Annotated in this window: 9 protein-coding genes; 7 read left to right on the plus strand and 2 right to left on the minus strand. The window is 73.0% G+C overall.

The genetic code is table 11. The features are described 5' to 3' along the window. Positions 1-2 precede the first annotated feature (2 nt). From OG361_RS29375 to hflX, 3 genes are all read left to right on the plus strand, one after another. Positions 3-2,267 (plus strand): RelA/SpoT family protein, encoded by a 2,265-nt coding sequence (locus tag OG361_RS29375; RefSeq protein WP_405858242.1) that lies wholly within the window; start codon positions 3-5, stop codon positions 2,265-2,267. 119 nt (positions 2,268-2,386) lie between these two features. Then, complete coding sequence (locus tag OG361_RS29380; protein ID WP_405862507.1) at positions 2,387-3,910, plus strand: M1 family metallopeptidase; 1,524 nt, start codon at positions 2,387-2,389, stop codon at positions 3,908-3,910. Positions 3,911-4,033: 123 nt separating this feature from the next. Then, positions 4,034-5,527: a GTPase HflX gene (gene hflX / locus OG361_RS29385; protein ID WP_405858244.1), complete on the plus strand. Its 1,494-nt coding sequence runs from the start codon at positions 4,034-4,036 to the stop codon at positions 5,525-5,527. A 171-nt stretch (positions 5,528-5,698) separates the two neighbouring features. On the opposite strand, the gene OG361_RS29390 is transcribed toward hflX, so the two are convergent. Both OG361_RS29390 and OG361_RS29395 read right to left on the minus strand, forming a co-directional pair. Next, positions 5,699-6,874, minus strand: coding sequence for a trypsin-like serine peptidase (locus OG361_RS29390; protein ID WP_405858246.1), 1,176 nt, complete (start codon positions 6,872-6,874; stop codon positions 5,699-5,701). A 301-nt stretch (positions 6,875-7,175) separates the two neighbouring features. Next, positions 7,176-8,351, minus strand: a complete 1,176-nt coding sequence (locus tag OG361_RS29395; protein WP_405858248.1) for a trypsin-like serine peptidase — start codon at positions 8,349-8,351, stop codon at positions 7,176-7,178. Between the two features lie 322 nt (positions 8,352-8,673). On the opposite strand from OG361_RS29395, the gene OG361_RS29400 reads away from it, so the two are divergent. The 4 genes from OG361_RS29400 to OG361_RS29415 all read left to right on the plus strand — a co-directional run bounded on the left by OG361_RS29400 (position 8,674) and on the right by OG361_RS29415 (position 14,730). Continuing rightward, positions 8,674-10,164 (plus strand): diaminobutyrate--2-oxoglutarate transaminase family protein, encoded by a 1,491-nt coding sequence (locus OG361_RS29400; protein ID WP_405858250.1) that lies wholly within the window; start codon positions 8,674-8,676, stop codon positions 10,162-10,164. A 71-nt stretch (positions 10,165-10,235) separates the two neighbouring features. Beyond that, on the plus strand, positions 10,236-12,089 hold the full coding sequence (locus tag OG361_RS29405) for an IucA/IucC family protein (protein ID WP_405858252.1): 1,854 nt from the start codon (positions 10,236-10,238) through the stop codon (positions 12,087-12,089). A gap of 55 nt (positions 12,090-12,144) precedes the next feature. After that, positions 12,145-12,843, plus strand: a complete 699-nt coding sequence (locus OG361_RS29410) for a GNAT family N-acetyltransferase (protein WP_405858254.1) — start codon at positions 12,145-12,147, stop codon at positions 12,841-12,843. A 66-nt stretch (positions 12,844-12,909) separates the two neighbouring features. After that, on the plus strand, positions 12,910-14,730 hold the full coding sequence (locus OG361_RS29415) for an IucA/IucC family protein (RefSeq protein ID WP_405858256.1): 1,821 nt from the start codon (positions 12,910-12,912) through the stop codon (positions 14,728-14,730). The last annotated feature ends 44 nt before the right edge of the window (positions 14,731-14,774 follow it).

Consider the following 14,774-nt stretch of genomic DNA (forward strand, 5'->3'; position numbering starts at 1 on the left):
CCATGAGCGCAGAGGCCACCAACCCAGTGAGCGCGGCGGAAGCCGCCGTCACCGACCCGACCGTCCGCAGACGCGGACGCGCCCGGATCGACCTGCGCCGCCTCGGCCGCGCCGCCCTGCTCGGCGCCACCGCCGGCCCGGCCCCCCGTGACCGGTTGCCCGACGCCATCAGCCATGTCGCCGAGGCGCACCGGGCCCACCACCCCGAGGCCGACCTCTCCGTACTGCGCCGGGCCTACGTCCTCGCCGAGTCCTCGCACCGAGGCCAGTTCCGCAAGAGCGGCGAGCCGTACATCACGCATCCGCTCGCGGTCACCCTGATCCTCGCCGAGCTCGGCGCGGAGACCACCACGCTGACCGCCTCGCTCCTCCACGACACCGTCGAGGACACCGAGGTGACGCTCGACCAGGTGCGCCGGGAGTTCGGCGACGAGGTCGCCTACCTCGTCGACGGCGTCACCAAGGTGGAGAAGATCGACTACGGCGCCGCCGCCGAGCCCGAGACCTTCCGCAAGATGCTCGTCGCCACCGGCAACGACGTCCGCGTCATGTCGATCAAGCTCGCCGACCGCCTCCACAACATGCGCACCCTCGGCGTGATGCGGGCCGAGAAACAGGCCAGGATCGCCAAGGTCACCCGGGACTTCCTCATCCCGCTCGCCGAACGGCTCGGGGTCCAGGCCCTCAAGACCGAGCTGGAGGACCTCGTCTTCGCGATCCTCCACCCCGAGGAGTACGAGAACACCCGCGCGCTCATCGCGGGGGACGCGCACGCGGGCGACGCGCTCAGCGCCGTGGCCGAACAGGTCGGCGCCGTCCTGCGCGAGGCCGGCATCGGCGCCGAAGTCCTCGTCCGCCCACGCCACTTCGTCTCCGTCCACCGCGTCCGCCTCAAGCGCGGCGAGCTGCGCGGCTGCGACTTCGGGCGGCTCCTCGTCCTCGTCGCCGAGGACGCCGACTGCTACGCGGTCCTCGGCGAGCTCCACACCTGTTTCACCCCGGTGATCTCCGAGTTCAAGGACTTCATCGCGGCACCCAAGTTCAACCTGTACCAGTCCCTGCACACGGCGATCGCCGCCCCCGACGGCGCCGTCGCCGAGATCCTCATCAGAACCCACCGCATGCACACGGTCGCCGAGGCCGGAGTCGTCGCCCTCGGCAATCCGTACGCGGGCCAGGAGCCGTACGCAGGCCCGACGCCGACCTCGGGACAGGCGCCGTCGACGGGGCAGCCCGTCCCCGACCCCGTCCCGGATCCCGTTCCCGCCCACCCCGTCCTCCCCGTCCTCGCCCCCGACCCGCAGGCCGAGGACGGTGAGCGCGTCGACCCCACCCGCCCCGGCTGGCTCTCGCGGCTCCTCGACTGGCAGCAGTCCGCCCCCGACCCCGACACCTTCTGGACCTCGCTCCGCGCCCACCTCGCCGAGGACGACGAGATCACCGTCTTCCGTGCCGACGGCAGCGCCCCCGGCACGATCAGCCTCCCCGCCGGAGCCAGCTGCGTCGACGCCGCCTACGCGCAGCACGGCGAGGCCGCCCACGGCTGCCTCGGCGCGCGGGTCAACGGCCGCCTCGCACCCCTGAGCACCGTCCTCGGCGACGGCGACACCGTCCAGCTGCTGCTCGCCCAGGACACCGTGTCCGGGCCCTCTCCCGAATGGCTGGACCACGCCCGTACCCCCGCCGCCAGGATCGCGATCACCGGCTGGCTCCAGGCCCACCCCGAGGCCGTCGCCGCTCCCGCGGAGGTGGGCCCCCGGCCCCAGGCCAGCGTCACCGCCGACCGGCGCTCCGGTGCGGAGCTCCACGCCGACCTGGACGGCGAGCCGCCCACCGCCGTCCGCCCCGCCGGCTGCTGCACCCCCGTACCGCCCGACGAGATCACCGGCTTCCGCGTCCGCGGCGGCTCCGTCACCGTCCACCGGGCCGGCTGCGCGTCCGTCGACACCATGCGCGGGGTGGGCCGCGAGCCCGTCACCGTCCGCTGGGGCGACACCCCCCAGTGCCGGGTCACGCTCGTCGCCGAGTCCTTCGGCCGGCCCCGGCTCCTCGCCGACCTCACCGAGGCCATCGCCACCGCAGGGGCCGCCGTCGTCGCCGCGACCGTCGAGCCGCCCAGCGAGCAGCGGGTCCGCCACACCTACACGCTCCACCTCCCCGACGCCGCCGGCCTCCCCGCCCTCATGCGGGCCATGCGGGACGTGCCCGGGGTGTACGACGTGAGCCGCGCCCGTCGCCGGACGGCGGCCGAGCCGCGTCAGGCATGACGTGACATGACCCCCTTCGGGTGGCGGGCGAGCGCGCCGCCCGGAGGAGCGGCGGGCGCCCTGGTAGCCGTAGGGCCAGTCCTCCGGAAAGGCCCTGGCCCATGCCGCCCATGCAGCCCATGCCGCCCACGCCACCTGTGCAGCCCACGCCGCTCGTCCCCGACCCCCGCCCCCGGCCCCGCGCGAGGTGGCTGCGCGCAGCCGTCCTGGTCGCCGCCTCGACCGGGCTCGTCGCCGCCGCCCTGCCCGCCCCGGCGCCCCTCGGCATCGGCGACCCGCTCTTCCCGCACCTCGGCAACCCCGGCTACGACGTCCTCGCGTACGACCTCGCCCTCACCTATCCGGGGGTCAACACGAAGCCGCTCGCGGCCGTGACCCGGATCGACGCCCTCGCCACCGAGGACCTGGAGCGGCTCAACCTCGACTTCACCCACGGGACGGTCTCCGCCGTCACCGTCGACGACCTGCCGGCCGCGTACACGAGCAGCGGCGAGGACCTGATCGTCACCCCCGCCGTGCCGATCGACGCCGGCGAGCCGATCGAGATCACCGTCACGCACACCAGCGACCCCACCGGCCCCGCCGACACCGGCGGCTGGGTCCGTACCGGCGACGGGCTCGCCATGGCCAACCAGGCGGACGCCGCCCATCGCGTCTTCCCGTCCAACGACCACCCGGCCGACAAGGCGTACTTCACCTTCCGGATCACCGCCCCCAGCGCGCTCACCGCCGTCGCCAACGGCCTGCCGACCGGCCGCGACAGCCACGGCGCCACCACCACCTGGACCTACCGCACCCGCCACCCCATGGCCACGGAGCTCGCCCAGATCTCCATCGGCAGCTCCACCGTCGTGCACCGGGCCGGCCCCCGCGGGCTGCCCGTACGGGACGTGGTGCGCACCGCCGACCGGGAGCTGATGGAGCCCTGGCTCCGCAAGACCCCCGGCCAGCTGGAGTGGATGGAGCGGCAGGTCGGCCCGTACCCCTTCGAGACGTACGGCGTGCTCGTCGCCGACGCCGACACGGGCTTCGAGCTGGAGACGCAGACCCTCTCCCTCTTCGAGCGCGGCCTCTTCACGGAGCCGGGCTACCCGGAGTGGTACGTCGACTCGATCATGGTGCACGAGCTCGCCCACCAGTGGTTCGGCGACAGCGTCTCGCCCCGCACCTGGTCCGACCTGTGGCTCAACGAAGGACACGCGAGCTGGTACGAGGCGCTGTACGCGGAGGAGATGGCCGGGAAGTCCCTGGAGCGCCGCATGAAGGCGGCCTACGCGGCCTCCGACGGGTGGCGGGCGGACGGCGGGCCGCCGGCCGCCCCCGAGCCGCCCTCGCCCGGCCACAAGATCAGCCTCTTCCGGCCGGTCGTCTACGACGGCAGCGCCCTCGTCCTCTACGCGCTCCGCCAGGAGATCGGCACCGAGGCCTTCCGGCGCCTGGAGCGCCGCTGGGTCGCCGACCACCGGGACGGAACCGCCACCACCGCCGACTTCACGGCCCTGGCCGCCGAGATCGCCGGACGGGACCTCACCGCCTTCTTCCGCGCCTGGCTGTACGCGGCGAAGACCCCGCCCATGCCCGGACACCCGGACTGGCGCACCCGCCCGGCCGAGGCCGCCCGCACCGCGCCGAAACCGGGATGACGGGCGCGGCCGGGCCGTGCCACCATCTTCAGGTCGGCGACGCGGCCGGAACCGGGAATCTTCCGGTGCCGTCACGCGTTGCGACGGATACAGAACCCTCGCTTCATTCGACGTAAGGACCCAATGACCTCCTCTTCTTCCCCTTCCCAGGACGAGCAGCGCTTCGCGGAGACGAGCCGTACCGAGAGCCTTCGGGCCGATGCCCTGATGGAAGAGGACGTCGCCTGGAGCCACGAGATCGACGGAGAGCGGGACGGCGAGCAGTTCGATCGCTCCGAGCGCGCGGCCCTGCGCCGCGTCGCCGGCCTCTCCACCGAGCTCGAGGACGTCACCGAGGTCGAGTACCGCCAGCTGCGCCTCGAGCGCGTCGTGCTGGTCGGCGTCTGGACCTCGGGGACCGTGCAGGACGCGGAGAACTCCCTCGCGGAGCTCGCGGCCCTCGCCGAGACGGCGGGCGCCCTCGTACTCGACGGCGTGATCCAGCGCCGCGACAAGCCGGACCCGGCGACCTTCATCGGCTCGGGCAAGGCGCGCGAACTGCGCGACATCGTGGTCGAGACCGGCGCCGACACCGTCGTCTGCGACGGCGAGCTCAGCCCCGGCCAGCTCATCGCCCTCGAAGACGTCGTCAAGGTGAAGGTGGTCGACCGGACCGCCCTCATCCTCGACATCTTCGCCCAGCACGCCAAGTCCCGAGAGGGCAAGGCGCAGGTCGCGCTCGCGCAGATGCAGTACATGCTGCCGCGACTGCGCGGCTGGGGTCAGTCGCTCTCCCGTCAGATGGGTGGCGGCGGCGGTGGCGGCATGGCCACCCGTGGTCCCGGTGAGACCAAGATCGAGACCGACCGGCGCCGCATCCGCGAGAAGATGGCGAAGATGCGCCGGGAGATCGCGGAGATGAAGACCGGCCGCGACATCAAGCGGCAGGAGCGCCGCCGCAACAAGGTGCCCTCGGTCGCCATCGCCGGATACACCAACGCGGGCAAGTCCTCCCTGCTCAACCGCCTCACCGGGGCGGGCGTGCTCGTGGAGAACGCCCTGTTCGCGACCCTCGACCCGACCGTGCGCCGGGCCGAGACGCCCACCGGCCGGGTCTACACCCTGGCCGACACGGTCGGCTTCGTCCGGCACCTGCCGCACCACCTGGTCGAGGCGTTCCGCTCCACCATGGAGGAGGTCGGCGAGTCCGACCTCATCCTGCACGTGGTGGACGGCTCGCACCCCGCGCCGGAGGAGCAGCTGGCCGCCGTGCGCGAGGTCTTCCGGGACGTCGGCGCGGTGAACGTCAAGGAGATCGTCGTCGTCAACAAGGCGGACGCGGCGGACCCCCTGGTCCTCCAGCGCCTGCTGCGGACGCAGAAGTACTCCATCGCCGTCTCGGCCCGTTCGGGCCAGGGCATCGCGGAGCTGCTCGCGCTGATCGACGCCGAACTGCCGCGTCCCGAGGTCGAGCTGGAGGCCCTCGTGCCGTACACGCACGGCGGTCTCGTCTCGCGGGTGCACGCCGAGGGCGAGGTCGAGTCCGAGGAGCACACCCCGGAGGGCACCCTGCTCAAGGCCCGGGTGCACGAGGAGCTGGCGGCGATGCTCGCGCCGTACGTCCCCGCCGCGCACTGAACCACGGCAACCACTGAGGGCGCTGCCCCCTCCCTTGACGGGGAGGGGGCAGCGCCCTCGGCGGTTATGCGGTGCGGTGCCGACGTGGTGCGGGGCTCGCGCGGTGCCGTGCAGACGCGGCGCCGTGTCGGCGTGGTGCCGTGTCGACGTGGTGCGGTGTCGCGGGTCGCGTCAGCGGGCGAACTTCTTGCTGACCATCTCGTGGGCCGCCTTGGCGCCCTTGCCCAGCTGCGGTCCGGCGAGCCAGCCGTTGCTGCCGGCCGGGCCGATCGAGGTGTTCGACACGAGGGCCGTCTTCCCGTTCGGCATCACCCGGAACCAGCCACCGCCCGAGGAACCGGCGGTCATCGTGCAGCCGATCCGGTACATCGTCGGCGTGGCCGGAGCCGTGGTGAGTCGCGTCGGGCGGTCGAGGCACTTGTGCATGATCAGACCGTTGTACGGAGCGGCCTGCGGGTAGCCCCAGGCGCCCATCGTTCCGGACTGGGCGGCGGTCGGCGCGGAGAAGTCGACCGGCAGCGCGGCGCCGACGGTCTCCTCAAGCGACTTGCCGCCCCGCTCGGGCTGCACGTGCAGCACGGCGTAGTCGTACGGCCAGGCCTGGTTCGTGCCGCCGCGCTGGATCCACTCGCCCGAAGTCACGGCCCAGTCGGCCCAGTACTGGCCGTAGGGCGCGATCTCGTGCGGCTTCGCGTTGCGCAGGGCGGAGGCCGACTTGCCGAGGTCGTTGTAGGCCGGCACGAAGGCGATGTTGCGGTACCAGCCGCCGCTCTTGCCCGCGTGGACGCAGTGCCCCGCCGTCCAGACCATGTTGGACTTCCCGGGCCGGCGCGGGTCCTTCACGATGGTGCCGGAGCAGACCATGTGGCCCTGCGGCGAGTCGAAGAAGATCTTCCCGACCGGGGCCGCGTTGCGGTGGTACGGCGTCTTCTCGCGCTGCGCCTGGACGGGGCGGGGCGTCGGGTCGGTGCCGCCGGTGCCGGCCTGCGCCGTGATCGTCTGCTCCGGGCTCTTCGCCGACTGCATGCGCGTCGGGTCCCAGAGACCGTCGATCACCGGGTTGACGAAGTCCTCGGCCTCACGGAGCCAAGTCGCATGGTCCCAGTTCTTCCACTCGCCGTTCTTCCACTTGTCCAGGTCGACGCCGTGCTCCTGGAGCTTGTCGGCGAGGTCCTTGGCGAGGTCGCCGCCGGCGTCGCCGGTGGCTCCGGCCGCGGGCGTGGAGCTGCTCGCCCCGGCGGCCGGCTTGTCGGCGGCCGGGGTCTCGGTGGGGCCGCAGGCCGTGGCGGTCAGCGCGAGCGCCGTGGCCAGGCCGAGGACGGCGGGTAGGAGTCGTACAGAACGCATGAAGTGAATTCCCCCTGTGATGTGTTCCGCGTCGTGATGTGTCACGCGTCCGGGACCGGTCATGTGTCCGGGAGCGTTCACGCAGCCGGGACCGGTCACACGTCCGGGACCGGTCACACGTCCGGGACCGGTCACGTATCCCGGGCCGGTCGCACATCCGGGACCGGCCACGCCTCAGGCGCGATACCGCCTTGACGTTGCCATGGACGTGTCATCCGCGGTGCACAGTATGCCGGTTGGGCCGGACGTGGGTCGGACATGGAGGGAGGCGGGACCCGGGGGTCCCGCCTCCGTGCCGTGCCTACTGCCCGGCGTACTTCTTGCTGACCTCGTCGAAGATGGCCTTGGCCTCCGGCCCGAGACGCGGACCCGCGAGCCAGCCGGCCGTCGACGGGCCGATCGAGGTGTTCGACACCAGCGCCGGCTTGCCGTCACTGCCCTGGGCCACCCAGCCACCGCCGGACGAACCACCGGTCATGGTGCAGCCGATCCGGTACATCGTCGGCTGCTCCGCCTTCAGGGACAGCCGGCCCGGCTTGTCCTGGCACTGGAACATCTTCTGGCCGTCGAACGGGGGCGCCGCCGGGTAGCCGGTCGCCGTCAGGCTCGCGATCTTCGGCACGGCCGGCGCGTTGAACTCCACCGGAAGCGCCGAACCGACGGTCTCCTCCAGGGACTTGCCCGAGCCGCCCTTCTCCGGGGTCACCTGGATGACCGCGAAGTCGTACGGAGCGCCCGCGCCGCCGGTGGACGCGCCCTCGGCGATCCACTGGTCGGAGGTCTTGACCCAGTCCGCCCACCACACGCCGTACGGCGCGATCTGGTCCCGCGTCGCCTTCTCCAGGTCGGAGGTGGGCAGCGCGGCGTCGTTGTACGAGGGCACGAAGGCGATGTTGCGGTACCAGCCGCCCTGCTTGCCCTTGTGCACGCAGTGCCCGGCCGTCCAGACCAGGTTGGACTTGCCCGGGTGCGCCGGGTCCTTCACCACGGTGGCCGAGCAGACCAGCGAGCCCTCGGGGCCGTCGAAGAAGACCTTCCCGGACTCGGGAGCGTTGGCGTGGTACTTCGGGGCGACGGCCTTCGCCTTCACCGCGTCCGGAGTCGGGTCGGTGACACCCTCGTCACCCGAGATGTCCTCCTCCTCGACCGGCTTGTCGGGGCGCTCGGCCTCCCGCATCCGGTCCGGGTCCCAGAGGTCCTCGATGATCGGGTTGACGAAGTCCTTCGCCTCACGCAGCCACTTGTCGTGGTCCCAGTTCTTCCACTCGCCGTTGCGCCACTTGTCGAGGTCGATCCCGTGTTCCTTCAGACGGTCCTTCAGGTCCTCCGGAATCTTGATCTTGTCGGCCGGGTTCAGGCTGGCGGGCGCGCTGGGCTTGTCTCCCGCGTTCTCCTCGCTCGGGCCGCATGCCGTCGCGGTGAGCGTCAGCGCCGCGACGGCGGAAGCCGCCATCAGCAGCGGACGAATCGATCGCATCTCGTGATCCCCCTGGGACTACATCAACGTGTGCATGGGTGAACGTGCGGCCGCGTCCTCGCGGACGGCGACCGACGGCCCCCAACTATGCCGGTGCCGGAGGGGACGGTACCCGCCCCGCCACCGGTTCCGGATGCGGTACAGCCGTTGCCGTGCCGTGATCCGGGACACGCCAAGTTCTTGCCACCGGGCCGTGATCCCCGGCAGTTCCCGTCGTTGGTACGTACGGGGGACACAACGGCGGCGTTCAGGACGGCCCTTGCGGCGGATCGGCGACGTCCCGATGTGCAACGCAACTGTTACAGCGGGAGGACATCGAGCCGTGGCCGTGACCGAATCAGCTCCGGCCGTCGCACCGGCCGCGCGGGCGCAGGACCCGACGGACGACGGAGCGCACGACGGGACGTACGACGCGACGCGGGACGGCACGCGCGCTGCGGCGCACCAGGACGGCAAGGGCTCGTACGAGTCCATCCTGCGGCGGCAGTCGCAGCGCGAGTCCGCCGCCCGCACCTACGCCCGCTCCCTGCCGATCGTCCCCGTGCGGGCCCGCGGCCTGACCATCGAGGGCGCCGACGGCCGCCGCTACCTGGACTGCCTCTCCGGCGCCGGGACCCTCGCCCTCGGCCACAACCACCCCGTGGTCCTGGAGGCGATCAGGAAGGTCCTCGACTCGGGCGCACCGCTCCACGTCCTCGACCTCGCCACCCCCGTCAAGGACGCCTTCACCTCCGAGCTGTTCGCCACCCTGCCGGGCGAACTCGCCGACAACGCCCGCATCCAGTTCTGCGGACCGGCCGGCACGGACGCCGTCGAGGCGGCCCTCAAACTCGTCCGCACCGCCACCGGCCGCGACGGCCTCCTCGCCTTCACCGGCGCCTACCACGGCATGACGGCCGGCGCCCTCTCCGCCTCCGGCGGCGCGACCGACGTCCGCGTGACCCGGCTGCCCTATCCGCAGAAGTACCGCTGCCCCTTCGGCGTCGGCGGCGACCGCGGCGCCGAACTGGCCGCCCGCTGGACCGAGACCCTCCTCGACGACCCCAAGAGCGGCGTCCCCGCCCCCGCCGGAATGATCGTCGAGGCCGTCCAGGGCGAAGGCGGGGTCCTCCCCGCCCCCGACGACTGGATGCGCCGGATGCGCCGGATCACCGCCGACCGCTCCGTCCCGCTCGTCGTCGACGAGGTCCAGACCGGGGTCGGCCGCACCGGAGCGTTCTGGGCCGTCGAACACAGTGGCGTCGTCCCCGACGTCATGGTCCTCTCCAAGGCCATCGGCGGCTCCCTCCCGCTCGCCGTCATCGTCTACAGGTCCGAGCTCGACGCCTGGGAACCCGGCGCCCACGCCGGCACCTTCCGCGGCAACCAGCTCGCCATGGCCGCGGGCACGGCCACCCTCGCGTACGTCCGCGAGAACAAGCTCGCCGAACGGGCCGGCATCCTCGGCGCCCGTATCCTCGGCCGACTCCAGGGCCTCGCCGCCGCCCACCCCTGCGTCGGCGACGTCCGCGGCCGGGGCCTGATGATCGGCGTCGAACTCGTCGACCCCGAAGCGGCCGGTCCGGACGACCCCGTCCCGCCCGCCGCCCCCGCCCTGGCCCTCGCCGTCCAGCAGGAGTGCCTCGCCCGCGGGCTCATCGTCGAACTCGGAGGCCGCCACTCCGCGGTGGTCCGGCTCCTGCCCCCGCTCACCCTCACCGACGAGCAGGCCACCGCGGTCCTCGACCGCTTCGCCGACGCCCTGGCCGCGGCCGAACGGGCCCACACCCCCGCGAAGGGCGTCCCCCGGACCGCCCCCGGACCGTCCCACTGATCCCGGACCGTCCCACCGACCCCGGACCGCCCCCCGGACCGCCCCCCGGCCCCACCCCAAGGAAGCCCCCCGTGAACGCCACCCCCACCTCTTCGGCGCCCGAGACCACAGCACCCCTCGCCGTCGAGGAGCCCACCGTGCCGCGCCAGCACCCCGGACCGTACGACCTCCGCCCGGCCCGCCCGACCGCCGCCGGAGCCCTCGCCTCCGATCCGCTGGACGACCCCGACCCGCAGCGCGCCGCCGACGTGGCGGCCATCGAGAACCTGCTCCGCTGCTGGATCCGGGAGAAGAACCTGCCCGCCCCCGACTCCGCCACCCTGCGCGTCCCCCTCGCCGCCAGCGGCACCGCCCTCCTCGTCCCCGTCCGCTACTGGTCGGCCACCGGCTGGCACCGCTTCGGCGCCCCCTCCCTCGAAGGCCTCCCGGCCACCGCCCCGACCGTCGACGCCGTCACCGTCGCCGCGCTGCTCAGCCGCGAGACCGGCCGCCCCGAGGGCACCGAACTCGTCGGCCGGGTCGCCGACTCCGCGCGCCGCACCGCAGACTTCCTCGCCGAGCGCCGCCGCGACCCCCGGCCGCACCCGGACGCCGACCTCTTCCTCGCCGCCGAACAGGCCCTGCTGCTCGGCCACCCCCTCCACCCCACCCCCAAGAGCCGGGAAGGACTCTCCGAGGCGGAGTCCCGGCTCTACTCGCCCGAACTCCACGGCGCTTTCCCCCTCCACTGGATCGCCGTCGACCCCACCGTCCTGGCCTCCGACTCCGCCTGGACCGAACAGGGCCGTCACGTCACCGCGGAACAGCTCACCTCCGGCCTCGCCGAAGGGCTCACGCTCCCCGCCGGCACCGCCCCCCTGCCCCTGCACCCCTGGCAGGCCCGCGAGCTCCTGCACCGCCCCGACGTCCGGGCCCTCCTCGACGCCGGCCTGCTGCACGACCTCGGACTGCACGGCAGCCCCTGGCACCCCACCTCCTCGGTCCGCACCGTCCACCGCCCCGGCGCACGGGCGATGCTCAAGCTCTCCCTCGGCCTGCGCATCACCAACTCCCGCCGCGAGAACCTCCGCAAGGAGCTCCACCGCGGCGTCGAGGTCCACCGGCTGCTGCGCACCGGCCTCGTCGACGAGTGGCAGGCCGCCCACCCCGGCTTCGACATCGTCCGCGACCCCGCCTGGCTCGCCGTGGACACCCCGGACGGCACCCCCGTACCCGGACTCGACGTCATGATCCGCCACAACCCCTTCGGGCCCGGCGACGACGCCGTCTGCATCGCCTCCCTCACCACCCCCCGCCCCTGGCCCGGGACCACCACCATGCGCTCCCGGCTCGCCGACGTCGTCGGCCGGCTCTCCGCCCGCACCGGCCGTCCCACGACGGCCGTCGCCGCCGAGTGGTTCCTGCGCTACCTCGACCAGGTCGTCCGGCCCGTCCTCTGGCTCGACGGCCACGCCGGCATCGCCCTGGAGGCCCACCAGCAGAACACCCTGGTGCTCCTGGACCCGGACGGCTGGCCCGTCGGCGGCCGCTACCGCGACAACCAGGGCTACTACTTCCGCGAGTCCCACCGCGCCGAGCTGGAGAGCCGCCTCCCCGGCATCGGCGCCCACAGCGACACCTTCGTCTCCGACCAGGTCACCGACGAGCGCTTCGCCTACTACCTCGGCATCAACAACGTCCTCGGCCTGATCGGCGCCTTCGGCGCCCAGCACCTCGCCGACGAGCGCGTCCTGCTCGCGGCCCTCCGCAGCTTCCTCACCTCCGCCACCGGCCTCGGCTCACCCCTGCCGCACCGGCTCCTGGAGGCCGCGACCCTGCGCAGCAAGGCCAACCTCCTCACCCGCCTGCACGGCCTCGACGAACTCGTCGGACCGGTCGACACCCAGTCCGTCTACGTCACCGTCACCAACCCCCTCCGCCACTGAACCCGCCGCCGGAGCACCCACGCCCCGACCGCACCGCCGAGAGGAGAGCGCCACCGTGCCACCCACCAGCCCCCCGGTCGACCCGCCCGGGGACGACACCCTCGACCTGAGGGTCGACGACCTCGTCGCCCTCCTCGCCGCCGGAGAGCCCCCACGCTCCCCGGACGGCCGTCCCGGCGACGGGGACCTGCTCGACTCCGTCGCCGACTGGGGCCCGACCACCACCCCCTTCGGCACCTTCCAGCTCGTACCCGTACGCCTCGAACGGGACCTGCCGCTCCTCACCCGATGGATGAACGACCCCGCCGTCGCCGCCTTCTGGGAGCTCGCCGGTCCCGAGACCGTCACCGCCGGGCACCTCCGCGCCCAACTCGACGGCGACGGCCGGAGCGTCCCCTGCCTGGGCGTCCTCGACGACGTGCCCGTGAGCTACTTCGAGATCTACCGCGCCGACCTCGACCCGCTCGCCCGGCACTACCCGGCCCGCCCCCACGACACCGGTATCCATCTCCTCGTCGGCGGCGTCACCGACCGCGGCAGGGGCATCGGCACCGCCCTCCTGCACGCCGTCGCCGAGCTCGTCCTCGACCACCGTCCCCGATGCGCCCGGGTCGTCGCCGAACCCGACATCCGCAACACCCCCTCCGTCTCGGCCTTCCTCAGCGCCGGCTTCCGCTACGCGGCGGAAGTCGACCTCCCCGACAAACGAGCCGCGCTCATGATCCGCGACCGCACCCTGCGTCACGCTCTGTGAACACCCTCTGACTTACATACACCGCTCGACCCACAGCGGTTCCCACTCCGAGGAGTCCTCGTGTCGATGTCCCCTGCACCCCACGACTCCGCACAGCCCACCCCTCCCACCACGCCCCCCGCGCCCGAACTGCTCGCACCCCCCGAGCTGACGTCGGCCGCCTGGACCCGGGCATCCTCCCGCCTCCTCGCCAAGGCCCTCGCCGAGTTCGCCTACGAGGAGATCGTCGAACCCGTCCCGGTGGACGGCGACGAGCCCGACCGCCACGCGCTCCGCCTCGACGACGGCACCGCACTCACCTTCCGTGCCCGCCGCGGCGCCTACGGCAGCTGGCAGGTCACCGCCGACTCCATCACCCACGAGGGCCGGCCCCTGACCGACCCCTTCGACTTCCTGCTCCGCGCCCGGAACCTCCTCCGCCTCGACGGCGCCACCCTCGGCCACCTCATCCGCGAACTCTCCGCCACCCTCACGGCCGACGCCCGCCTCGACCACACGGCCCTCACCGCCGACCGGCTCGCCGAGCTCTCCTACGCCGAACTCGAAGGCCACCAGACCGGCCACCCCTGGCTCGTCCTCAACAAGGGCCGCATCGGCTTCTCCGCCACCGACGCCGCCCGCTGGGCCCCCGAGGCGCGCCGCGCCACCCGACTGCCCTGGATCGCCGTCAGCAACCGCATCGCCACCTACCGGGGCGTCGCCGGCCTCGAAACCCCCGACCGCCTCTACACCCAGGAACTGGACCCCGAGGTCCACGCCGCCTTCCGCGCCGAACTCGCCGGCCGCGGACACGAACCCGACGAGTACCTCCTGCTGCCCGTCCACCCCTGGCAGTGGGACGAGGTCCTGCTCCCGCTCTACGCCCCGGCCGTCGCCGCCGGCACCGTCGTCCCGCTCTCCGCCGACGGCGACCTCCGCCTGCCGCAGCAGTCCGTCCGTACCTTCCTCAACACCAGCCGCCCCGAGCGCCACACCGTCAAACTCCCGCTGTCGGTGCTCAACACCCTCGTCTGGCGCGGACTGCCCACCGAACGGACCCTCGCCGCCCCCGCCGTGACCGCCTGGGTCCACGGGCTGCGCGACGCCGACCCGTTCCTCCGGGACGAGTGCGGAGTGATCCTCCTCGGCGAGGTCGCGTCCGTCACGGTCGAGCACCCCCTGTACGACCGGCTGCCCGAAGTCCCCTACCAGTACAAGGAACTGCTCGGCGCGATCTGGCGCGAGCCGCTCCGGCTGCCCCCGGGCGAGCGCGCCCGCACCCTCGCCTCGCTGCTCCACACCGACCCGAACGGAAGGGCGTTCGTCGCGGAGCTCGTCGAGCGGTCCGGGCTCGACCCCGCCGTCTGGCTCCGGCACCTCTTCGGAGCCCTGCTGCCCCCGCTGCTGCACTTCCTCTACCGGTACGGCACGGTCTTCTCGCCGCACGGCGAGAACGCGATCGTCGTCTACGACGGCGAGGACGTCCCCGTACGGCTGGCGATCAAGGACTTCGTCGACGACGTGAACGTCAGCGCCCAGCCGCTCCCCGAGCACGACACCATGCCGGCCGACGTCCGCTCCGTACTCCTCACCGAGGAACCCGGCTTCCTCACCCAGTTCATCCATTCGGGGCTCTTCGTCGGTGTCCTCCGCTATCTGGCACCGCTCTGCGAGGAGCAACTCGACGTGCCCGAGACGGAATTCTGGTCCCTCGTCCGCGCCGAGATCATGCGCCACCAGGCACGCTTCCCCGAGCTGAAGGAACGGTTCGAGCTCTTCGACCTCCTCACCCCCCGGATCGAGCGGCTCTGCCTCAACCGCAACCGTCTGCACCTGGACGGCTACCGCGACCGGCCCGAGCGCCCCCACGCGGCAGTCCACGGGACCGTCCCCAACCCGCTCGCGTGAGGCGCTCGCGTGCTCGGGCTGTCAGTGCCGCCCCGTAGGCTGGA

The organism is Streptomyces sp. NBC_00090, from assembly GCF_045160815.1.
GTDB lineage: Bacteria > Actinomycetota > Actinomycetes > Streptomycetales > Streptomycetaceae > Streptomyces.

Excerpts from the sequence above, each read along its gene's own strand:
- OG361_RS29375 (WP_405858242.1), top strand. The coding sequence starts at position 3 with ATGAGCGCAGAGGCCACCAACCCAGTGAGCGCGGCGGAAGCCGCCGTC.
- OG361_RS29380 (WP_405862507.1), top strand. The coding sequence starts at position 2,387 with ATGCCGCCCACGCCACCTGTGCAGCCCACGCCGCTCGTCCCCGACCCC.
- hflX (WP_405858244.1), top strand. The coding sequence starts at position 4,034 with ATGACCTCCTCTTCTTCCCCTTCCCAGGACGAGCAGCGCTTCGCGGAG.
- OG361_RS29390 (WP_405858246.1), bottom strand. The coding sequence starts at position 6,874 with ATGCGTTCTGTACGACTCCTACCCGCCGTCCTCGGCCTGGCCACGGCG.
- OG361_RS29395 (WP_405858248.1), bottom strand. The coding sequence starts at position 8,351 with ATGCGATCGATTCGTCCGCTGCTGATGGCGGCTTCCGCCGTCGCGGCG.
- OG361_RS29415 (WP_405858256.1), top strand. The coding sequence starts at position 12,910 with ATGTCCCCTGCACCCCACGACTCCGCACAGCCCACCCCTCCCACCACG.